The organism is Streptomyces genisteinicus, from assembly GCF_014489615.1.
Classification (GTDB): Bacteria; Actinomycetota; Actinomycetes; order Streptomycetales; family Streptomycetaceae; genus Streptomyces; species Streptomyces genisteinicus.
In genome coordinates this window covers 1,322,047-1,341,884 of the sequence record NZ_CP060825.1, presented here as the reverse complement: position 1 = coordinate 1,341,884, position 19,838 = coordinate 1,322,047, and the positions used below count along the sequence as shown (strand labels likewise).

At 74.6% G+C, this 19,838-nt stretch carries 20 protein-coding genes; 8 read left to right on the top strand and 12 right to left on the bottom strand.

From position 1 onward, the window contains the following. The first annotated feature begins 112 nt into the window (after window positions 1-112). A complete protein-coding gene (locus IAG43_RS05920) occupies window positions 113-400 on the top strand; it encodes a YiaA/YiaB family inner membrane protein (protein ID WP_147990593.1) in 288 nt (95 codons plus the stop codon). 130 nt (window positions 401-530) lie between these two features. Then, entirely contained in the window at window positions 531-1,178 is a 648-nt protein-coding gene (locus tag IAG43_RS05915; RefSeq protein ID WP_187739703.1) for a TetR/AcrR family transcriptional regulator, read from the top strand. A gap of 75 nt (window positions 1,179-1,253) precedes the next feature. Here IAG43_RS05915 and IAG43_RS05910 read toward each other — a convergent pair whose 3' ends face one another. Next, window positions 1,254-1,715 carry a MaoC family dehydratase gene (locus IAG43_RS05910; RefSeq protein ID WP_187739702.1) on the bottom strand — a complete coding sequence of 154 codons (462 nt, stop codon included), beginning with the start codon at window positions 1,713-1,715 and terminating at the stop codon, window positions 1,254-1,256. A gap of 152 nt (window positions 1,716-1,867) precedes the next feature. Here IAG43_RS05910 and soxR point away from each other — a divergent pair, with 152 nt between their 5' ends. Further along, entirely contained in the window at window positions 1,868-2,347 is a 480-nt protein-coding gene (gene soxR, locus IAG43_RS05905; RefSeq protein ID WP_187739701.1) for a redox-sensitive transcriptional activator SoxR, read from the top strand. 63 nt (window positions 2,348-2,410) lie between these two features. Here soxR and IAG43_RS05900 read toward each other — a convergent pair whose 3' ends face one another. From IAG43_RS05900 to IAG43_RS05880, 5 genes are all read right to left on the bottom strand, one after another. Continuing rightward, window positions 2,411-3,484, bottom strand: a complete 1,074-nt coding sequence (locus tag IAG43_RS05900) for an RNA ligase (ATP) (RefSeq protein WP_187739700.1) — start codon at window positions 3,482-3,484, stop codon at window positions 2,411-2,413. Window positions 3,485-3,810: 326 nt separating this feature from the next. Then, window positions 3,811-4,422, bottom strand: a complete 612-nt coding sequence (locus IAG43_RS05895) for a hypothetical protein (protein WP_187739699.1) — start codon at window positions 4,420-4,422, stop codon at window positions 3,811-3,813. Window positions 4,423-4,557: 135 nt separating this feature from the next. Then, complete coding sequence (locus IAG43_RS34380; RefSeq protein WP_246574079.1) at window positions 4,558-6,006, bottom strand: serine-threonine protein kinase; 1,449 nt, start codon at window positions 6,004-6,006, stop codon at window positions 4,558-4,560. A 70-nt stretch (window positions 6,007-6,076) separates the two neighbouring features. Continuing rightward, window positions 6,077-7,408, bottom strand: a complete 1,332-nt coding sequence (locus IAG43_RS05885) for an erythromycin esterase family protein (protein WP_187739698.1) — start codon at window positions 7,406-7,408, stop codon at window positions 6,077-6,079. 102 nt (window positions 7,409-7,510) lie between these two features. Next, on the bottom strand, window positions 7,511-8,755 hold the full coding sequence (locus IAG43_RS05880) for an exo-beta-N-acetylmuramidase NamZ family protein (RefSeq protein ID WP_187739697.1): 1,245 nt from the start codon (window positions 8,753-8,755) through the stop codon (window positions 7,511-7,513). Between the two features lie 299 nt (window positions 8,756-9,054). On the opposite strand from IAG43_RS05880, the gene IAG43_RS05875 reads away from it, so the two are divergent. From IAG43_RS05875 to IAG43_RS05855, 5 genes are all read left to right on the top strand, one after another. After that, the gene (locus IAG43_RS05875; RefSeq protein WP_187739696.1) at window positions 9,055-9,819 is read left to right on the top strand and encodes an SDR family oxidoreductase; all 765 of its coding nucleotides are present in this window, start codon (window positions 9,055-9,057) and stop codon (window positions 9,817-9,819) included. Further along, window positions 9,816-11,468: a class I adenylate-forming enzyme family protein gene (locus IAG43_RS05870; RefSeq protein WP_246574078.1), complete on the top strand. Its 1,653-nt coding sequence runs from the start codon at window positions 9,816-9,818 to the stop codon at window positions 11,466-11,468. The genes IAG43_RS05875 and IAG43_RS05870 overlap by 4 nt, the downstream gene beginning before the upstream one ends. A 48-nt stretch (window positions 11,469-11,516) precedes the next feature. Beyond that, window positions 11,517-12,110 (top strand): TetR/AcrR family transcriptional regulator, encoded by a 594-nt coding sequence (locus IAG43_RS05865; protein WP_187739694.1) that lies wholly within the window; start codon window positions 11,517-11,519, stop codon window positions 12,108-12,110. 57 nt (window positions 12,111-12,167) lie between these two features. Next, window positions 12,168-12,317, top strand: a complete 150-nt coding sequence (locus IAG43_RS05860; protein ID WP_187739693.1) for a hypothetical protein — start codon at window positions 12,168-12,170, stop codon at window positions 12,315-12,317. Window positions 12,318-12,558: 241 nt separating this feature from the next. Continuing rightward, window positions 12,559-14,775, top strand: coding sequence for an FG-GAP repeat domain-containing protein (locus tag IAG43_RS05855; RefSeq protein ID WP_187739692.1), 2,217 nt, complete (start codon window positions 12,559-12,561; stop codon window positions 14,773-14,775). A gap of 99 nt (window positions 14,776-14,874) precedes the next feature. Here the strand turns inward: IAG43_RS05855 and IAG43_RS05850 are convergent, their stop codons facing one another. From IAG43_RS05850 to IAG43_RS05825, 6 genes are all read right to left on the bottom strand, one after another. Further along, window positions 14,875-16,089 carry an acyl-CoA dehydrogenase family protein gene (locus IAG43_RS05850; RefSeq protein WP_187739691.1) on the bottom strand — a complete coding sequence of 405 codons (1,215 nt, stop codon included), beginning with the start codon at window positions 16,087-16,089 and terminating at the stop codon, window positions 14,875-14,877. A gap of 7 nt (window positions 16,090-16,096) precedes the next feature. Then, a complete protein-coding gene (locus tag IAG43_RS05845; protein ID WP_187739690.1) occupies window positions 16,097-17,116 on the bottom strand; it encodes a phosphotransferase family protein in 1,020 nt (339 codons plus the stop codon). Window positions 17,117-17,298: 182 nt separating this feature from the next. Beyond that, window positions 17,299-18,213, bottom strand: coding sequence for an MBL fold metallo-hydrolase (locus tag IAG43_RS05840; RefSeq protein WP_187739689.1), 915 nt, complete (start codon window positions 18,211-18,213; stop codon window positions 17,299-17,301). A 201-nt stretch (window positions 18,214-18,414) separates the two neighbouring features. Then, on the bottom strand, window positions 18,415-18,711 hold the full coding sequence (locus IAG43_RS05835; RefSeq protein WP_187739688.1) for a hypothetical protein: 297 nt from the start codon (window positions 18,709-18,711) through the stop codon (window positions 18,415-18,417). A gap of 251 nt (window positions 18,712-18,962) precedes the next feature. Next, window positions 18,963-19,274, bottom strand: a complete 312-nt coding sequence (locus tag IAG43_RS05830) for a DUF202 domain-containing protein (protein ID WP_187744308.1) — start codon at window positions 19,272-19,274, stop codon at window positions 18,963-18,965. A 97-nt stretch (window positions 19,275-19,371) separates the two neighbouring features. Then, the gene (locus IAG43_RS05825) at window positions 19,372-19,761 is read right to left on the bottom strand and encodes a YidH family protein (RefSeq protein ID WP_187739687.1); all 390 of its coding nucleotides are present in this window, start codon (window positions 19,759-19,761) and stop codon (window positions 19,372-19,374) included. Between the last annotated feature and the right edge of the window lie 77 nt (window positions 19,762-19,838).

The window sequence follows — 19,838 nt, the reverse complement described above, 5'->3', positions numbered from 1 at the left end:
CGGGGAAGTCCGCCGCGGGGCGGGGGCCGCGCGAGGGCCGGAGGGCCGCCTGAGTACGCGGATGAGTAGCAGCACCCATGTGACACCCGCCACGGCCGCGGATGCTGTCCCCATGAGTGAGACACAGGTCAAGCAGCAGAACACCGCGGCCTACTACAGCCAGGCCGTGATCTCCTTCGCCGTCGCGCTCGGCGCCGTCGCCATCGGGATCTACCACATGGAGGCGGACGCCTGGGTGCGCGCCTTCCTCGCCGTCGCCGTGCTGTACCTGACGACTTCGGCCTTCACGCTCGCCAAGGTCGTGCGGGACCGCCAGGAGGCCGGCCAGATCGTCAGCAGGGTCGACCAGGCCCGGCTGGAGAAGCTGCTGGCCGAGCACGACCCCTTCCAGAAGCTGTAGAAAGCCGGAGCGCGGGCGCCGCGGCCGTCCGCCCCGCCGCCCCGCCGCCGCACGATCCCCCGCGCGAGGCCCTAAGCGGGCGCTCATTCGCGGGGTATGGTGTCGTCCTGTGCCAGGGAAGGGGCGAGTGATGACTGCGGCGGACCAGACGGCGGCCGGCGAGGACGTGCCCGGCGAGGAGAAGCCGTGGGACCAGGTCACCCCGGAGGCGGCCAGGAAACTGCTGGTCGCCGCGGTCGAGGCGTTCGCCGAGCGCGGCTACCACGCCACCACCACCCGTGACATCGCCGGGCGGGCGGGCATGAGCCCCGCGGCCCTCTACATCCACTACAAGACCAAGGAAGAGCTGCTCCACCGGATCAGCCGCATCGGCCACGACAAGGCCCTCGACATCCTGACGGCCGCGTACGAGGCGCCCGGCACCCCGCGCGAGCGGCTCGCCGAGGCCGTCCGCTCCTTCGTGCGCTGGCACGCCGGACGGCACACCACGGCCCGCGTCGTCCAGTACGAGCTGGACGCCCTCTCCGACGACCACCGGGCGGAGATCATCGAGCTGCGGCGCGAGAGCGACGCCGTGGTGCGCAGGCTCCTCGACGAAGGCGTCGCGGCCGGGGAGTTCACCGTGCCCGACGTGCCGGGCACCGCGGTCGCCATCCTGTCGCTCTGCATCGACGTGGCGCGCTGGTTCAACACCCAGGGGCGCCGCACGCCCGACGAGGTCGGCGCGTTCTACGCCGACCTCGTGCTGCGCATGGTGGGAGCCCCGCAGGACCGCTGAGCGGGTGCGGGGCCGGCCCGGGAGCCCGGGGCAGCGGGCCACGGCCGGACCCCGACGGCTCCCCGGCCCGACGGCTCAGAAGAAGTAGCGGGAGACCGACTCCGCCACGCACACCGGCTTGTCGCCGCCCTCGCGCTCGATCGTGACGAGGGCGGTCATCTGCACGCCGCCGCCCGCCTCCTCGACCTGCTGGAGCACGGCCGTGGCGCGCAGGCGCGAGCCCACCGGGACGGGCGCGGGGAAGCGCACCTTGTTGGTGCCGTAGTTGATGCCCATCTTCATGCCCTCGACCCGCAGCACCTGCGGCACCAGCGCGGGCAGCAGCGACAGGGTCAGATAGCCGTGGGCGATCGTCGTGCCGAAGGGGCCGTCCGCCGCCCGCTCCGGGTCCACGTGGATCCACTGGTGGTCCCCCGTCGCGTCGGCGAAGAGGTCGATCCGCTTCTGGTCGATCTCCAGCCAGTCGCTGTGCCCCAGCTGCTCGCCCACTCCGGCGCGCAGCTCCTCGGGGGAGGTGAAGATCCTCGGCTCGGCCATGTCCCTGGTCCCTGCCTCTCGCACTGTCGAAGCGCATGTCGCGACACATCTGTCCCAGACGATGTCTAAGCGCTTGCTCAGCATGGTCGGCCCGGGGGCGCTCTGTCAACGGAGGGCGGGGACGAGTCCACCGTGCACGTAGGGTTCGGCGGGTGCCCCAGATTCCCGAGACGATCCACGAACTCACCGTCGGCCAGCTCGCCGCACGCAGCGGCGCTGCCGTCTCCGCCCTGCACTTCTACGAGTCCAAGGGCCTCATCTCCAGCCGGCGCACCAGCGGCAACCAGCGGCGCTACAGCCGGGACACGCTGCGCCGGGTGGCGTTCGTCCGCGCCGCCCAGCGGGTCGGCATCCCCCTGGCCACCATCCGGGACGCCCTGGCCGAACTGCCCGAGGAGCGCACCCCCGACCGCGAGGACTGGGCCAGGCTCTCCCAGGCGTGGCGGGGTGTGCTCGACGAGCGCATCCGGCAGCTCGGCAGGCTCCGCGACCACCTCACGGACTGCATCGGCTGCGGCTGTCTGTCCCTGGAGACCTGCGTGCTGTCCAACCCGGACGACGTCTTCGGCGAGCAGCTGACCGGTTCCCGGCTGCTGGGCGAACGCCGCCCGCCCGCGGGCGACGCACGCTGACCGCCGGGCCGGCCGGGCCGGCCGGCCCGGGGGACGGGCGCCCCGTCCCCCGGACCGCAGGCATCACTCGTACTCGGTGCCTCCCTTGCGCGTCAGATACGCCGGGCTGACCGCCTTCGCGATGGCCCGCCCGCCGGTCACCGGGCTGTAGCGCTCGACCGCGGCGCGGACCACCACACCCTCCCGCAGATGCAGGCCCCGGCCCGAGACCGTCTCCCTGCCGGTCGCCAGCTCCAGCACCTTCGCGGCGTCGTACGGGCCCTCGTACAGCCGTGGCACCAGGGGGAGTTCACCGTCGAGCAGGGCGGCCGCGTCCAGCCAGCGGACCTGCCCGTCGATCTCCGCGGACACGTCGAACACCGCGTATCCCAGTCCCTCGGCGCTGCGGGCGTCCGCCCCGTACGCGAGGTCCTGCACACCCGCGCCGTACACCTCGCCGAAGACGCCGACCCGGCTCGCCCCGAGCGAGGCGGCGAGCCGCGCGGCGACCGCCGGGACGCCGTGGCCCAGCACCGCGCGCCAGTAGAGGTTCGCCGGGTCCTCGGTGAGGGCCAGGCCCTTGGCGCCGAAGCCCTTCGAGGAGACCCGCACGCTGCCGCCGTCCGCGGCCGACCAGGTCAGCAGGCAGGCCGTGCCGTGCAGCTTCTCCGTCAGCACCACCGGCTCGCCGGGCTCGAAGATGTCCGGGTAGCGCTGGAGGTTCTCGATGTCGACCCACCCCAGCAGGCCGGGCGCCGACTCCACCGCACCGCTCATCCCGACCGGGACGGGCGGGACCCACTTGGTGATCGAGAGCAGCTCCGCGAAGTCGGTGCCCTCCTCGGCCGCCCGCGCGAGGTCGACACCGGCCAGCGCACGCGGCCGGCACACGATGCCCTGCGACAGCTCGCCGCGCAGCCGCACCGCCTTGACCCGGTTGCGTCCGCCGCCGGACAGGCGCCCCGTCAGGCCCAGTTCACCGATCAGGCCGTCGGGCAGCACGGCCTGCTCCGGGATGTAGAGCGCGACGTCACCGGTGCGGTACGCGCCCTTGGCGACGACGGCCCGGTAGAGGCCCACCTGGGCCAGCTCCAGCGCGTCGGCGTCGGGGTGCTCGTGCACGGTCAGTCTCTCGGCGGTGACGCGCAGCGTCGACATGTCGGGGGCTCCTCGCTCGTGGCATCCGTCTCCCGCCACTCTCGCGCGCCGGATTCCCGCTGGCCCACGGGATTTCCGCTCTGCTAAGGGGCGCCCCGCACAGCCCGGCGGACCGGTGTGCGGCACCGGACGCCGATCGCCCCCGTGCCGGGCGGTCGCCGCCCCGGTACCCGGCCGCCGGCCGGGCCCCGCGTGCCCGGGCCGCCGCGGCGGTGCCCCGGGGAGCCGCGTACCCGGCTCCCCGTGCGCGTCCCGGCCGGACCCCGGCGGGCACTTCGCCCCGGCCGGGCCCTCCTCCGGCCGGCCCTCGCCCGGACGGCCCGGAGTCAGGCCACCGAGGCGAGGGCGTGCCGCCCCGCCCTGCGCGCCGCGGTCACGGCGTCCGCGCTCAGCACCGGCTCCGGGACCACGATCCCGCAGCCGTCGCAGACCGGTCCGGCCCACGGCTCGCCGTCGAGGTCGTGGCGCCACACGATGTGCGTTCCCCTGCACACCGGACAGGCCGCCCCCGGCTCCTCGTCCAGCGCGCCGATGAGCCGGCGCAGCACCTCGCCCAGCGGCTCGGCGGGGTGGGCGTGCGGGGTGTCGCAGCGCGCGACCCCGTTCCCGCCCCGGCTCCTGCGGTGCCAGTCGTCGAGATGGCCGGGCCGCCGCAGCCCCTCGTGCTTCTCCCGTTTGCGGCGGTCCGCGAAGTCCTCTTCGTACGCGAGCCAGACGGCCCGCGCGTCCTCCAGTTCGTCCAGCGCGGCCACCAGCCGCACCGGATCCGGATCCCGGTCCTCGGGCTCGATCCCGTGGCGGGCGCACAGGTGGTCCCAGGTGGCCCGGTGGCCGTACGGCGCGAACCGCTCCAGGCACTTGCGCAGCGAATAGCGGCGCAGCGCCAGATCGCACCGCGCGTCGCGCACCTGTCTCGCAAGACTCCGGAAACCTGCCATCGTGTCGGCACCTCCGTCACTCTCGTACATCGGCGTTGGGGAATGGACGTAGGAGTGCCCGTTTGGGCTCCATCGAAAATCGCCGGCCGCCGATTCGTCCGGATCCGTTCGTTCGGACCGGTCCGAACACGCCGCTCAGCGGCCGACGCGGCCCGCCGCCAGCACCAGCCGGGCCAGTTCCTCGTGGCAGATGTCACTGTGCGCGCCGGCCGGGGGTCCGCCGCGCCGCACCACCTGGGCCGCGTCCACGCTGACGCACCCGCTGCCGGGCAGCCCGTCGCGCAGCGCCTCGCCCAGACTCATGCGCACCGCCCCGGGCACGGCCCGGATGCCCTCGGCGCCCATCGCGCGCCAGCGCGGGTCGTCCCCGGCCGCCGCGGGCTCCCCGGCGAGCCCGAAGGCCAGCGGGTAGAAGACGCCCAGCGCGCTGTCGTGCCGCGAGTAGGACGCCACCACCGGGCCGTCCACCCGGTCCTGGAGCGCGGCGAGCGCGCCCCCGCCGCGCGGCGCGTGCGGCAGGCCGCAGGCGAAGGAGTAGTGCGACAGGGCGCCCTGGAGCAGTGTCAGCGACTTCACGTTGTGGGCGCCGTGCGGGAGGCCGCGCAGCGCGAAGGCCACCAGGCGGGCGCCGTGACCGTGCCCGACCAGGTGGACCCGCACGTCGGGGGCGGTCCGGGCCAGCCGGCCCAGCAGGGGGCCGAGCCCCAGTTCGCCGACGGTCCCGGCCCGGCGCTTGAGCGCGTAGTACGTGGTCTGCCGCAGCAGCTCCTTCGCTCCCCGCCACGGGAACGGCGCCACGGCGGGTACCGTCGCGCCCGGGTGGCCGGCGCCGGGAGCGGTGTGCACCGCGGCCGGGCCGCCGGGTATCGGACCGTCCGGCCTGCCGCGGCCGGGTACCGGTCCGCCGGGGGCCCCGGCCCGGATCACCCCCGCGCCCGGGAGGCCACCGCCCGACGGGCCCGCGCCCGGCGGGCCCCAGACGTCCGCCGCCGGACCGGGGTCCAGGGCCTGCGACAGCCGGCCGCACAGCGTCCGGACGCTCTCGTACAGCACCGCGGGCGGCCCCTGCTCGTCCAGCGGCAGGTCCTCGGCGAAGCCCGACTCCAGCCCGCCGGCCGGGACGGCCGCCAACTGCCGCGCCAGCGAACCGAACTCGTCGAACGCCGACCAGGACCCGGGCTGCTCGTCGAGGAGCGCCGCCAGCCGCCGCACGTCGGCGTGCCGGCCCGGGTGCAGCGCCATCAGCCCGTCACGGGTCGCCCGGTCGAGCCCCGGTCCCGTCGGCTGCGCCCCCGGCGCGGGAGGCTCCACGTCGGGGATGGACTCGTCCGTGAACCGCATCGAGGGCCAGGCGACCGCCGCGCACGCGAGTCGCGCCTGCGGGGTCTGGGCCACCAGTTTGCTGAACGGGGCGAAGAACGCCGAGTTCATCGCCCGCGCCGTGGCGGGGGAGTTGTGCCACCCGTGGGCGAACAGGAGCAGATCGGTGATCCCCGGTTCCACCAGGCCGCCGGCCGGCCCGAGCGGATCGCCGTCCGCCCCGAAGACCGCCTCCCGGTACGGCTGCCCACCTGTGTCGGCCATGGCGCCCCTCCCCTCGTCCCCTCACCCCAGCATCCTGCGCAAGGGAGGAAACAGCCATACCCGCGGAGGATCAGAGACGTTCGGCCGCCCGGACCTCATGCAGATGGATGAGGACGTCGTACGACGTGAGCAGGCGCACCCGCTCGGGCTCGTCCGGCCAGGCATTGCCGATGTCCCAGGTGGGACGGGCGACTCCCAGCCACTGGCGGGCCGTCCGCGGGGCCGTGCGGAGATCGGCGTACCAGTCGTGCGCAGCGACCCGTTCCAGGGTGTGCTCGGCCCGGCCGGGGCCGGGCGCCGGGACGGAGAAGGTACCGAGCCGCTCCCCGGGGTCCGTCAGGTCCAGGGCGTTGAACGACCCCCGGCCGAAGGTGAAGCCGACGCTCACGTAGGAGTCGCCGATCAGGTCCCGCAGGAACGCGCCCTGCACCTTGGGGTAGTTCTCGGGGTCGGTGGTCTCGTAGCGGACGTGACCGTTGTGGGCGGAGAGCAGCATCCGGTGCCCGGTCTGCCGCTGCCACCAGACGGTGTTCTCGGCCATCATCCGGTCCCGGTGGCGCATGGCCGCGCCGACCTGCGCCGGGTCCTCGAAGTCGAAGGCGAACTCGGCGCCCGTCTGCGCGATGGCGCGGGCGTGCTGGAGGACCCAGGCGTGCCGCTGCCGGTCCGGTCCGGGCCGCTGCCGCTCCAGCAGCGCGAGCGCGGCCCGCACGTCGGCGGCCATGGCCCGGCGCTCGGCGAGCGGCCGCCGCATCGAGCGCTCGATGGTCTCCCGGACCCCGCCGGCCGGCCGGGACGCTGCGTAGAGCCGCTCGAACTCGGGGAGCAGCCGGGGATGGCGGGCCGCCACGTAGGAGGTCACCTCGTCGAACAGCCGCGGCCCCGCGTAGGCGATGTCGTTGCCCATGAACTGCACCGGCCGGTCCGGGTGCCGGACGTTGTGCCGCCGCATCCACTCCAGGAGGTCCAGGTACTCGCGGGTGTGCCAGATCAGGTACGACTCCTGGAACTCCTCGCGCATGATCGTGCGGGGATCGCCCTCGCCGCGCAGCACGTACGCGTTCAGCCGCAGCCCCGCGCTCCAGTTGGCCTCCAGGGCGTACGTGGTGAAGCCCTCGTGCTCGACGAGGTGCCGGAACAGCCGGTGCTTGGTGGTGAAGAACTCGGACGAGCCGTGGGTCGCCTCGCCGACGCCCACAACGGTGGCCGAGCCCGCCATGGCGGCCAGCGGACGCAGGTCGGAGAGCGGCTCGGCGTGCCGGGCGAGGGCGCGCACCGGGTCGTCGGCCTGCTGCTGTGCCCGCGCGGGCGTCATCAGGGCGATGGCGGCCAGTGCCGTGAGGAGCAGCACGGCGTGCTGGAGCAGGGGATGCCTTCTGAGGTCTCGCAGCCGGGGGCGCATGGCTCCACCCTCCCCGCGCGCCCGGGGGCGGGGCCAGGGTGCGGCCACCCGGGGCGGGGGTGGGGACAACCTCACCCCCCCCGCCCCGGGCGGGCCGCCCGCTCAGTAGCGCAGGTACCTGCGGCGCACGGCCCGGAAGGCGGCCAGGTCGGCCGCCCACGCGCCGACGACCTCGTCGGTGTCCGCGCCCGCGTCGATCAGGGTGCGCACCGAGGTGGTGCCGGTGAGCTTGTCGATCCAGTTGTCCGGCCGCCAGGCGAACCCGCTCCAGCTCCGCTTGGCCGTCACCAGCAGGCCGATGCCGGTGCGCACCGGGTCGAAGGACCCGCGGTCGTGGACGTGCACCTGGACGCCGCCCACCGTCTTCCCCTGGAACTTGGAGAACGTGGGGGCGAAGTAGGCCTCGCGGAAGCGGACTCCGGGCATGTCCAGGGCGTTCGCCGCCTCGGCCCAGTGCCGGTCGACGCCCTCGGCGCCGAGCAGTTCGAACGGCCGGGTGGTGCCGCGCCCCTCGGAGAGGTTGGTGCCCTCGAAGAGGCAGGTGCCGGAGTAGACGAGGGCGGTCTCGGGGGTGGGCATGTTGGGGCTCGGCGGCACCCAGGGCAGCCCGGTCTCGTCGAAGAAGTCGGAGCGCCGCCAGCCCTTCATCGTCACGACGGACAGGTCCGCCGGCTGCGTCAGGAACTCCCCGTTGAACAGGAGCGCCAGTTCGGCGACGGTCATGCCGTGGGCCTGCGCGATGGGCTCGCGGCCGACGAAGGTGGCGAACCGCTTGTCGAGCACCGGCCCGAGGGCGGCCCGCCCGGTCACGGGGTTCGGCCGGTCCAGCACCACGAACCGCTTGCCGGCCAGCGCGGCGGCCTGCATGCAGTCGAACAGCGTCCAGATGTACGTGTAGAAGCGGGCGCCGGCGTCCTGGATGTCGAAGACGACGGTGTCGACGCCCGACGCGGTGAAGACGTCCGCCAGCGGCTGCCCGCTCTTCAGGTACGTGTCGTACACCGGCAGCCCGGTGGCCGGGTCGTCGTAGCGGCCCTCGGAGCCGCCCGCCTGCGCGGTGCCGCGGAAGCCGTGCTCGGGGCCGAAGACCGCGATCAGGTCCACCCGGTCGTCGGCGTGCATCACGTCCACGATGTGGCGCACGTCGCCGGTGATGCCCGTCGGGTTGGTCACGACGCCCACCCGCTCGCCCGACAGGGCGGCGTACCCGTCCGCCGCGAGCCGGTCGAATCCGGTGCGCACCGCGCGGCCCCGCTCACCGTGGGCCGCGGCGGGCGCCGCGGTGGCCGCCAGGGCCCCTACCGCGCCGCCGCCGGCGGCCAGCAAACCCCGTCTGGACAGGCTCATCGGGCTACCTCCGTGATCGCCTTCTGTCATGGCCACGCAGGCTAGCGCTCCTGACGCCCGCCGGGAACGACCTCGGCGGGACCCGTGCGCCCGAGGCGCATCCCGGCGCGGCCCGCCCCCGCCCGCGGCATGTACCGGCCCCGTGCGCGCGCGTGTCCCGAGCCCTGCTCCGGCATGTCCCGGCCCCGTCCGCTCGCGTGTCCCGAGCCCTCCTCCGGCATGTCCCGACCCCTTCCCCCCGCACATACCGACCGGTTAGTCTGCCCGTGAAGCCGAGGAACTGCGAAGGGCGGAGCGCGATGAGTACGGTGCGGGGCGCGGGAGTTGTGGTCACGGGCGCCGGCGGCGGCATAGGCGCCGCACTGGCCCGCCGGTTCGCCGCCGAGGGCGCCCGCGTCGTGGTCAACGACATCGACGCCGCCAAGGCCGGGGCCGTCGCCGCCGAGATCGGCGGCACCGCCGTCCCCGGTGACGCCTCCGGCATCGTGGACGCCGCCCGCGACGCCCTCGGCGGCACCGTCGACGTCTACTGCGCCAACGCGGGCCTCGGCTCCGGCGGCGACGCCTTCGCCGACGAGGACGTCTGGGCGTCCGCCTGGGACGTCAACGTCATGGCACACGTCCGCGCGAGCCGCGCCCTGCTGCCCGACTGGCTGGAGCGCGGCAGCGGGACCTTCGTCTCCACCGTCTCCGCCGCCGGACTGCTCACCATGATCGGCGCCGCCCCGTACAGCGTCACCAAGCACGGCGCCCTCGCCTACGCCGAGTGGCTCTCCCTCACCTACCGCCACCGCGGCCTCAAGGTCCACGCCATCTGCCCCCAGGGCGTGCGCACGGACATGCTCGCCGCCACCGGATCGGCCGGCGACATCGTCCTGAAGCCCACCGCGATCGAGCCCGAGGACGTCGCCGACGCCCTCTTCGACGCGATGGCCGAGGACCGCTTCCTGGTCCTGCCGCACCCCGAGGTGGCGGGCTACTACCGGGCCAGGGCCGCCGAGACGGACAAGTGGCTCGGCGGCATGAACCACCTCCAGCGCAAGTGGGAGGAGGTCTCCCGGTGAGCTCCGTCTACGCAGCCCGCCCCTGGCTCGGCCGCCTGAGCGAGGCACAGCGCGCCCCCGTCGACCCGCCCCCGAGCGTCCTGCACGCCTTCCGCGCCGCCGCCGCCCGCGCCGGCTCCCGCACGGCGCTCGCCTACTTCGACGGCCGCCTCTCCTACGGCGAGACCGACGCCCTCTCCGACTCCGTCGCCGGGCACCTCGCCGCCCGCGGCACCGCCCCCGGCGACCGGGTCGCGATCATGCTCCAGAACACCCCGCACTTCGTGATCGCCCTGCTCGGTGCGTGGAAGGCCGGCGCCGTCGTCGTCCCGCTCAACCCCATGTACAAGAGCGGCGAGGTCGCCCACGTCCTCGCCGACTCCGGCGCGGCCGCGCTGATCTGCTCGGACCGGGCCTGGGAGACGTACCTGCGCGACTGCGCGGCCGGCTCCCCGCTGCGCGCCGTCCTCACCGCCTGCGAGCTCGACCTCCAGACCCGCGGCGACACCCGGGTCCTCGGCTTCGCCCGCGAGGCGCCCGCCGCCGACGCCGACGACCTGCTCGCCGTCGCACGCAGCGGCCTGCCGGCGCCCTCCCTGCCGGAACCGGCCGCCGGCGACACGGCGCTCATCAGCTACACCTCCGGCACCAGCGGCACCCCCAAGGGCGCCATGAACCCGCACGGCGCCCTCGCCTACAACGCCGAGCGCCAGCGCACCGGCCACCCCGTGCCGGACGGCGCCTGCTACTACGCGCTCGCCCCGCTGTTCCACATCACCGGCATGGTCTGCCAGCTGGCTGCCTGCTTCGCCAACGCGGGCACCCTCGCCCTCACCTACCGCTTCGAGGCCGGGGTCGTCCTCGACGCCTTCGCCGAGCACCGGCCCGCGTACACCGTCGGCCCGTCCACCGCCTTCATGGCCCTCGCCGCCCACCCGGCCGTCACCCCGGACCACTTCGCCTCGTTCCAGGTGATCTCCTCCGGCGGTGCGCCGCTGCCGCCCGCGCTGGTCGACGGCTTCCGGGAGCGCTTCGGCCCCTACATCCGCAACGGCTACGGCCTCACCGAGTGCACCGCGCCCTGCGCCTCCGTGCCCCCGGAGCACGAGGCCCCGGTCGACCCCGCGTCCGGCACGCTCTCCGTCGGCGTCCCCGGCCCCGACACGATCGTGCGCATCGTCGACGAGCGGGGCGACGAGGTCCCCCTCGGCGAGCAGGGCGAGATCGCCGTCCGCGGACCCCAGGTCGTCCCCGGCTACTGGGGCATGCCCGAGGCGAGCGCCGAGGCCTTCCCGGGCGGCGAACTGCGCACCGGCGACATCGGGTTCATGGACGCCGACGGCTGGCTGTACGTCGTCGACCGGAAGAAGGACATGATCAACGCCTCCGGCTTCAAGGTGTGGCCGCGCGAGGTGGAGGACGTCCTCTACACCCACCCCGCCGTCCGGGAGGCCGCCGTCGTCGGCGTGCCCGACGCCTACCGGGGCGAGACGGTCAGGGCGTACGTCAGTCTCCGCCCCGGCGCGGAGGTGGCCCCCGGGGAGCTCTCCGCCTACTGCGAGCAGCGGCTGGCGGCGTACAAGTACCCCCGTGACGTGTCGGTCCTGCCGGAGCTCCCGAAGACGACAAGTGGGAAGATCCTCAGGCGGGAACTGCGTTCGCAAGCGTAGGAACCGGCTCGGCACCAGAGGAAATCAGGACGAAAGGCGGGTGGCGCGATGGCCAGGACGACGGACGGGGAGGGGACCCCCGTACCGCAGAGACTGCTGGCCACCGCCACCCGCCTCTTCGCGGAGCAGGGGTACGATCGCACCTCCGTCCAGGAGATCGTGGAGAAGGCAGGCGTCACCAAGGGCGCGCTCTACCACTACTTCGGCTCCAAGGAGGACCTCCTCCAGGAGGTCTACGCCCGGGTCCTGCGCGTCCAGCAGGAACGCCTCGACGCCTTCGCCGGCTCCGGCGAGCCCATCGAGGACCGGCTGCGGGGCGCGGCGGCCGACGTCGTCGTCACCACCATCGACAACCTCGACGACGCGGCCATCTTCTTCCGCTCCATGCACCACCTGAGCCCCGAGAAGCACAAGCAGGTCCGCTCCGAGCGCCGCCGCTACCACGAGCGCTTCCGCGCGCTGGTCGAGGAGGGGCAGCGCAGCGGCGTGTTCTCCTCCGCCACCCCCGCCGACCTGGTCGTCGACTACCACTTCGGCTCGGTCCACCACCTCTCCACGTGGTACCGCCCCGACGGGCCCCTCACCAAGCAGCAGGTCGCCGACCACCTCGCCGACCTCCTGCTGCGCGCCCTGCGCCCGTAGACCGTCCCGGGCCGCCCACCGGTGGCCCGGTCCGCCCGGCCGGGCCACGCTGGAGGCATGGCCACCCGCCTGCCGGCGCTGTGGAGCACGGCCTACGGCTCCACCCCCCACCGGCTCCGCCGGGCCCTCGCCCGGGCCGCGCTCCGCCTCGCACGCTTCGCCCGCGAGCTGGCCCTCGCGGACCACACGCCGGGCGGGGGGTACTGAGAGCCCAGGGGCGCGCGCCGCCCGCCCCCGTCGCCTCGACGCCGCAGCCGCCCCCGCGGCCCGTCGGCGCCCCTGCCTTCCACCCGGGGCCCGGCCGTGCCCCCGCCCGTCCGCGACCGCCACCGCCACCGCACGGACCCGCCGAGCCCCGCGGAGATCCGCCCCGGCGTACAACCCTCGCGCCCGCCCGGAGGTCTGATCATGCGCGCGCAGCGTGCGCGCCCGGTCTCCTGGGGGAAACGTGCCTCGCACCCGTACGGCCCGGCGGCTCGCCGCCGCCGTCTCCACCGTCCTCGCCGTCACGCTCGGAGCGGGCGGCATGAGCGCCCCGGCCCTGGCCGCGCCTCCCGCGGTCCCGGCCGCCGCGCCGGACACGGCCGGGGCACGGGCCTCGGCCGAGGAGAGCGCTTCGCCGTTCCCGGCCGGCTTCAGGCTCACCGGGGCGACCGCGACGGGGTACCTGGTCCGGTCCGAGACCGCACTGGATCACCGCTGGGTCAGCGGCGTGGACGGCACCCACACGACACTGGCGTCCTCCTCGGCGGCCAACGCCACAGGCGTCGGGGACCTGGTGGTGGACCGTGCCCCGAACGCGGCCGTGCTGCGGGACATGGCGGCGGGCACCCAACTGCTCCGGGTGGCCTTCCCCGTGGGCTCGGGCATCTCCTACGCGGGCGGGGCGGGCCGGACGATCTTCACCACCGTCGTCGACGAGGGCGGCCGGACCGTCCTGCGCGGGCACGGCGTGGACGGCGTGGTCACCCCGCTCACCGGGCTGCCCGCCGGCGCCACCGCGATCGCCGTCGGCGCCGCCACCCCGGAACACGCCCTCGTCACCTTCACCGCGGCGTCGGGGGAGCGCACCTGGGGCTTCGTGGACCTGGCCGCGTCCACCGTCTCCGTCCACGGGCCGATTCCCCCGGCGGGCCTCAAGGGGGACGTGGCCGTCTCCCGGACCCACCTCGCCTGGGTCGAGGAGGAGGGCTCGAAGGGATCGGTGGTCGTCGTGACCCGCGCCACCGAAACGACCCAGCGGATCCCGCTCGGCGCCTCGGCGTACGGCGTCGAGATCGGTCTGGCCGGCGACTGGCTGACCTACGGCGTACGCGGCGGGCACACCTCCGGGACGCCGGACCCGATGCACGCGCTGACCGCACGCCACCTGACGAAGGGGACCGTGCGCCCGCTGCTCGACCACGTGAACTCGGCGGCCACGGGACCCGACGGCTCCCTGTACGTGCGCGGCGGCACGGTGGCGAAGGGCGAGGGCGTCTACCGCATCGCGCCGCCCACGGCCGACGGCGCCCCCACCGCGGAACTCGTGGCGACCACGGGCGAGTCCACGGCGCTCAGCCTGCTCGGCCACGACATCGGGTCCGTGATCGACCTCGACGCACCGCACGGACAGCGCGCGCTGACCTGGCGGCTGTCACGTCACAACGCGGACCTCACGGGGACGCTGCGGCACGTGCGCACCGGGAAGACCATGCGCTTCTCCGTCACCCACCCGTACACGCCCGACTACACCTTCCCGTGGCAGGGCGACCTGGGCTTCGACGAAAGGATGTCCGCCTACAACGGCGAGTACACCTGGGAGTTCACCGCCCGTCCGCTGAACGGCATCGGCCCCGACCTCAAGGGGTCCGGCCGTTTCACCGTCACGCGCGCCCCCTCCGCGCACGACTTCACGGACAACGGCGCCCCCGACCTCCTCGCCCGGGACGCCGGCGGCCGGCTCTGGCGGCTCGACACCGACTACTGGGCCTTCGCCGACCAACTCGAGGGCACGGACCGGGCGCTCGTCGGCGGCGGATGGAACACCTACGACCTGATCGAGTCCGCCGGGGACCTCGCCGGGGCACGCACCGACGACCTGGTGGCCCGGGACCGCTCGGGTGTGCTGTGGCTGTACCTCGGGAAGGGGGACGGCACGTTCACCGCCCGCACCCGGGTCGGCGGCGGCTGGGGCGGCTACACCTCCGTCGCCGCGGGCGGCGACCTCACCGGTGACGGCCGCGCCGACCTCGTCGCCTCCGACGCGTCCGGTGTCCTGTGGCTCCACCGGGGCACCGGCGACCGGAGCGCGCCGTTCGCGGCGCGCACCCGCGTCGGCGGCGGCTGGGACATCTACGACGGTCTCACCCTGGCGGGCGACCTGGCCGGGGCGAAGGCCGGCGACCTGCTGGCCCGGGACCGCTCGGGTGTGCTGTGGCTGTACCTCGGGAAGGGGGACGGCACGTTCACCGCCCGGACCCGGGTCGGCGGCGGCTGGGGCGCGATGCCGCAGCTCGTCGCCATCGGCGACGCCGACCGCGACGGACGGGCGGACCTGCTGACCGTCGGCTCGGACGGCTACAAGTGGCTGTACAGGGGCACCGGCGACCGCACCGCGCCCTTCCGGCCGCGCGGCCTCGCCAACCTGGTCCTCCCGGAGTGGGACGGCAACCACCTGATCTGAGCCGGCGCGCGACGGACGGACGCGCTCGGACGGAGGCGCGGAGGGGCAGACGGACGCGCGGACGGACGGACCGCGTCCGCCCGTCCGCGCCCGCGCGCCTCAGAGGTGGCGCTTCAGCTCCCGGCGGGCCAGGGACCGCTGGTGCACCTCGTCCGGACCGTCCGCCAGCTTCAGGGTGCGGGCCGACGCCCACAGCTCCGCCAGCGGGAAGTCCTGGCTGACGCCGCCCGCGCCGTGCACCTGGACCGCCTTGTCGAGGATGTCCACCACGGCACGCGGCGTCGCGATCTTGATGGCCTGGATCTCGGTGTGGGCCCCCTTGTTGCCCACGGTGTCCATCAGCCAGGCCGTCTTCAGCACCAGCAGGCGCAGCTGCTCCACCGTGACGCGGGCGTCGGCGATCCAGTTCTGCACCACGCCCTGCTGGGCGATCGCCTTGCCGAACGCCTCACGCGCGACGGCCCGCCGGCACATGAGCTCGATGGCCCGCTCGGCCATGCCGATCAGGCGCATGCAGTGGTGGATGCGGCCGGGCCCCAGGCGGGCCTGGGCGATGGCGAAGCCGCCGCCCTCCTCGCCGATCAGGTTGGCCGCCGGGACCCGGGCGTCGGTGAAGACGACCTCGGCGTGGCCGCCGTGGGAGTGGTCCTCGTAGCCGTACACCTGCATCGCGCGCCGGATCTCGACGCCCGGGGTGTCGCGCGGCACCAGGATCATCGACTGCTGGCGGCGGATGTCGTCGCCGTCCGGGTCGGTCTTGCCCATCACGATGAAGATCTCGCACCGGGGGTTCATCGCCCCGGAGATGTACCACTTGCGGCCGTTGACGACGTAGTCGTCGCCGTCCCGGTCGATGCGGGTGCGGATGTTGGTCGCGTCCGACGAGGCGACCTCCGGCTCGGTCATCGCGAAGGCGGAGCGGATCCCGCCCGCGAGCAGCGGCTGCAGCCACTGCTTCTTCTGCTCCTCGCTGCCGAACTGCGTCAGCACCTCCATGTTCCCGGTGTCCGGGGCCGCGCAGTTGAGCGCGGTGGGGGCGATGTGGGGGCTGCGGCCGGTGATCTCGGCGAGCGGCGCGTACTGGAGGTTCGTCAGCCCGGCACCGTACTCGGAGTCGGGGAGGAACAGGTTCCACAGGCCCTGCCGGCGCGCCTCCGCCTTCAGCTCCTCGACGATCGCGGGGGTGTCCCACGGGGAGGCGAGCCGGGCGCGCTGCTCGTGCTCGATCTCCTCGGCCGGGTAGACGTACTCGTCCATGAAGGCCAGGAGTTTGGCGCGGAGTTCCTCGGTACGGGCGTCGAAAGCGAAATCCATGGGCTGCTCAGCCTTCCTGGAGGGTGGTGAGACCGTGCTCGATGAAGACGGGGACGAGATCGCCGATCCGGTCGAAGCCGGCGCCGACGGTCTGGCCGAGGGTGTAGCGGTAGTGGATGCCCTCGAGGATCACGGCGAGCTTGAACCAGGCGAAGGCGGTGTACCAGGAGATCGCGGACGCGTCCCGGCCGGACCGGGCGGCGTACCGCTCGATCAGCTCCTCCGGCGCCGGATGCCCCACGGCGCCCGCGGTGGTGCTGATCGGCGAGCCGGGCAGCTCCAGCCGGCGGCTGTACATCACCAGCAGGCCGAGATCGGTCAGCGGGTCGCCGAGCGTCGACATCTCCCAGTCGAGGACCGCCTTGATGCGGTCGTCCTCGCCGATGAGGACGTTGTCTAGGCGGTAGTCGCCGTGCACCACGGTGGGCGCGGGGGAGACCGGCAGCTCCCGCCCGAGCGCCGCGTGCAGCTCGTCGATCCCGGCCAGTTCACGGCCCCGGGAGGCGGCGAGCTGCTTGCCCCAGCGGCGCAGCTGGCGGTCGAGGAACCCCTCGGGCCGGCCGAAGTCCCCGAGGCCGACGGCCTCCGGGTCGACGGCGTGCAGGTCGACGAGGGTGTCGACGAGCCCGAGCACCGCGTCGCGGGTGCGCTCCGGGCCGAGCGGGGCCAGCTGCTCCGCGGTGCGGTACGGGGTGCCCTCGACGAACTCCATCACGTAGAACGGGGCGCCGAGCACGGAGTCGTCCTCGCACAGCAGCACCGGCTCCGGCACCGGCACCGCGGTCCCGACGAGTGCGCTGATCACCCGGTGCTCGCGCTTCATGTCGTGCGCGGTCGCGAGGACGTGGCCCAGCGGCGGGCGGCGGACGACCCACCGGTTCGTCCCGTCGGTGACGGCGTAGGTGAGGTTGGAGCGGCCGCCCTGGATGAGCCGCGCGGTCAGCGGCCCGTTCACCAGCCCCGGCCGTTCGCGGTCGAGACGGCCGCGCAGCTGCTCGGGGTCGAGGCCCTGTGGGGCTGGGCTCATGAGGGGCACCTCCGGGGGCGGTTCCGGTCGTCGGTCCTGGACGCGACCATGATGACCGACCAGTCGGTATGTCGTCCAGCCCGTGAACCGCACCGGCCGCGCATGTCACAGGGAGGGCCGGACGGCGCCGCGGGGGAGCGGCGCCGTCCGGCCCGGGTGGCGGGGCCCGGCTGGTGGGGCCGTCAGGCGTGGCAGGCGACCGGAGTGCCGCCGTTCATCGTCGTCATGTCACCCATCACCGCCGCCTCGTCCAGCGGCGAACCCTCCGGAAGCCCCGCCAGCTCCGCGTAGGCGCGGTGCACGTTCGCCACCAGGCGCTCGCTCTCCCGGAGCCCGGCGAACTCGCCGAGGTCCGCCGCCATGGCCGTCTCCAGCGGCGTGCGCCCGGCGGCGTACCCCTTCTCGGCGAGCGAGGCGACGAAGAGGAGGTAGCGCTCCGTCGCGTCGTACGCCGACGGGTCCGTCACCGGCCCGTGGCCCGGCACCACGATCTCCGCCCCCAGCGAGCGGAGTACGCCGAGCGCCCGCAGCGAACCGCTGAGCGAGCCCACCGCCACGAACGGCGTCCCGCCGGCGAAGACCAGGTCACCGGTGAAGACGACGCCCTCGGCCGGCAGGTGCACGACGGTGTCGCCGAGGGTGTGCGCGACACCGCCCGGATGCAGGAGGCGCACCTCGGTGCCGCCCGCGTGCAGCGTCATGCGGTCGTTGTAGGTCATGTCCGGCGGGGTGATCCGCACGTCGCCGAAATCGGTCCCCGGCCACAGCAGGTGCAGCTGCCTCCCGGCGGACAGCACCTGCTCGCGGCAGGCGTCGTGCCCGACGATCACCGCCTCCGGCGCGAAGACGCCGTTGCCGTAGGTGTGGTCGCCGTGGTGGTGGGTGTTGACGACGGTGCGCGGCGGCGGGGCGCCGGTGCCGGTGAGCGCCGCCAGGAGTGCGCGCGCACGGTGCTCGGTGGCGGCGGTGTCGACGAGCAGGGTCGACTCCCCGTCGCTGACGAACCCGGCGTTGTTCAGGCACCAGCCGCCGTCCGGCTGGACGTAGGCGTGCACGTTCGGCGTCAGCCGGACGAGGTACGGATCGGTGGCAGGCACGGTTGCTCCCCCTGACGGGCAGGTCCAGACGGCTGAGGGCCCGGTGTAACGGGCCCTGAGAGCCTGTCAGTTGCGGGCGCCGAGGGGAACACGGCGCGACCCGGCTCGCGGGCCGGCGGTCCGGCCCGCGCGGGGTGCCCCCGGGGCGTCCGCGGGGGAGTTCCCTCCGCCGCGCGGCCGGCCCGGGAGCGGCCTGCCGCGTCAGTGGTCGTCCCAGTGGCCGTCGTGCGGCGCGTGGCGGTGGCCGTCGTGGACGTAGTCGACGTGGTCGCCGTGCACGACGGCCGGGTGACCGCAGCCGTCGCCGTGCTGGTGGGCGTGGCCGCTGTGCGAGACGTGCTCACCGGTCTCGCACTCGTCCCAGTGCCCGTCGTGGGAGCGGTGGAGGTGCCCGTCGTGCGCGTAGTCGAGATGGTCGCCGTGGCGGATCTCGGTGTGGCCGCACCGGGGGCCGTGGACGTGGGCGTGGCCGGTGTGCTCGTGATGCAGGGCGGTCATGGTGCTCACCTCGGGGTCGACATGGTGGCAAATGCCGCATTCCAGGCTAGTCGTGCGAGGGGTACGCGGCCCGGCACCGAACCGGGCCCCGGGAAAGGCGGATCATCGGACCACAGAGCCTCCCGGGACGGGCCGGGTGGCACGGCGGCCTCCCCGCCCCACCGCCGGAAAGCCCACCGGGGCGGCTCACGCGCTCCACGGCGGAGGAGCGCACCAGCGCGGCGGACGCGCCCCACAGGTGCCCTCCGGCCTCACACCACGATGGCGACGGCGAACGCCGCCAGCACCAGCGTGCAGACCACCGCGGCCGCCGCCCCGCCCGCCGTCATCGCGGCGGGCCGGGCCGCGGCCATCGCGCGCATCCGCCGGTCCGCCACGGAGGCGAAGGCCAGCAGGGCCAGCACGCACATCCCCATCGCGAGGACGTCCGTCCACACCGTCCCGTCGCTCGCCACCTGCCGTACGGCGAGCACCGCCACCACCGTCCAGCTCAGCACCGTGCGCCGCCAGGCCAGCCGTGTGCGCTCGGGCTGGAGGCCCGGATCGCGCCCGGACGGGGACACCGTCACCCGTCGCCCCGCGACGCCGCGGCCCGCACCGCGGCCGGGGCGGGCCCCGTCCCGGCTGTCACGGGCCCCGTCCCGGGCCACGCCCCGGCCGTCATACGTCGCCCCAGGCCACGATCAGCACCATCGCCAGGGCCACCACGGCCACCAGCACGGCCAGCAGCGCGGGGAAGCGCGACGAGGGCAGGTCCTCGCCCCGGCGCATGGCGCGCTCGCACCGCACCCAGTGGTTCACCGCGCGCACGGCGCACACGGCACCGGTGCCGATCAGCGCGAGCGCGAGGCCCGCACGCACCCCCCACCGGAGGTCGGGAAGGAACTGGTCGACGGCGAAACCGCCTCCGATCAGGGCGAGCGCGGTGCGGATCCAGGCGAGGAAGGTCCGCTCGTTGGCGAGCGAGAACCGGTAGTCGGGGGTCTCGCCCTCGTCCCGGATACGCCCCGGCGCGAACCACAGCCGCAGGCTCTGCACGAAATCGCTCACGCAGCGCACCCTACCCGCGGCCGCGGCGGGGCCGGCCGGGTGTCCCGTCCCCGCCGCGCCGCTCACGTCCTCGGTCC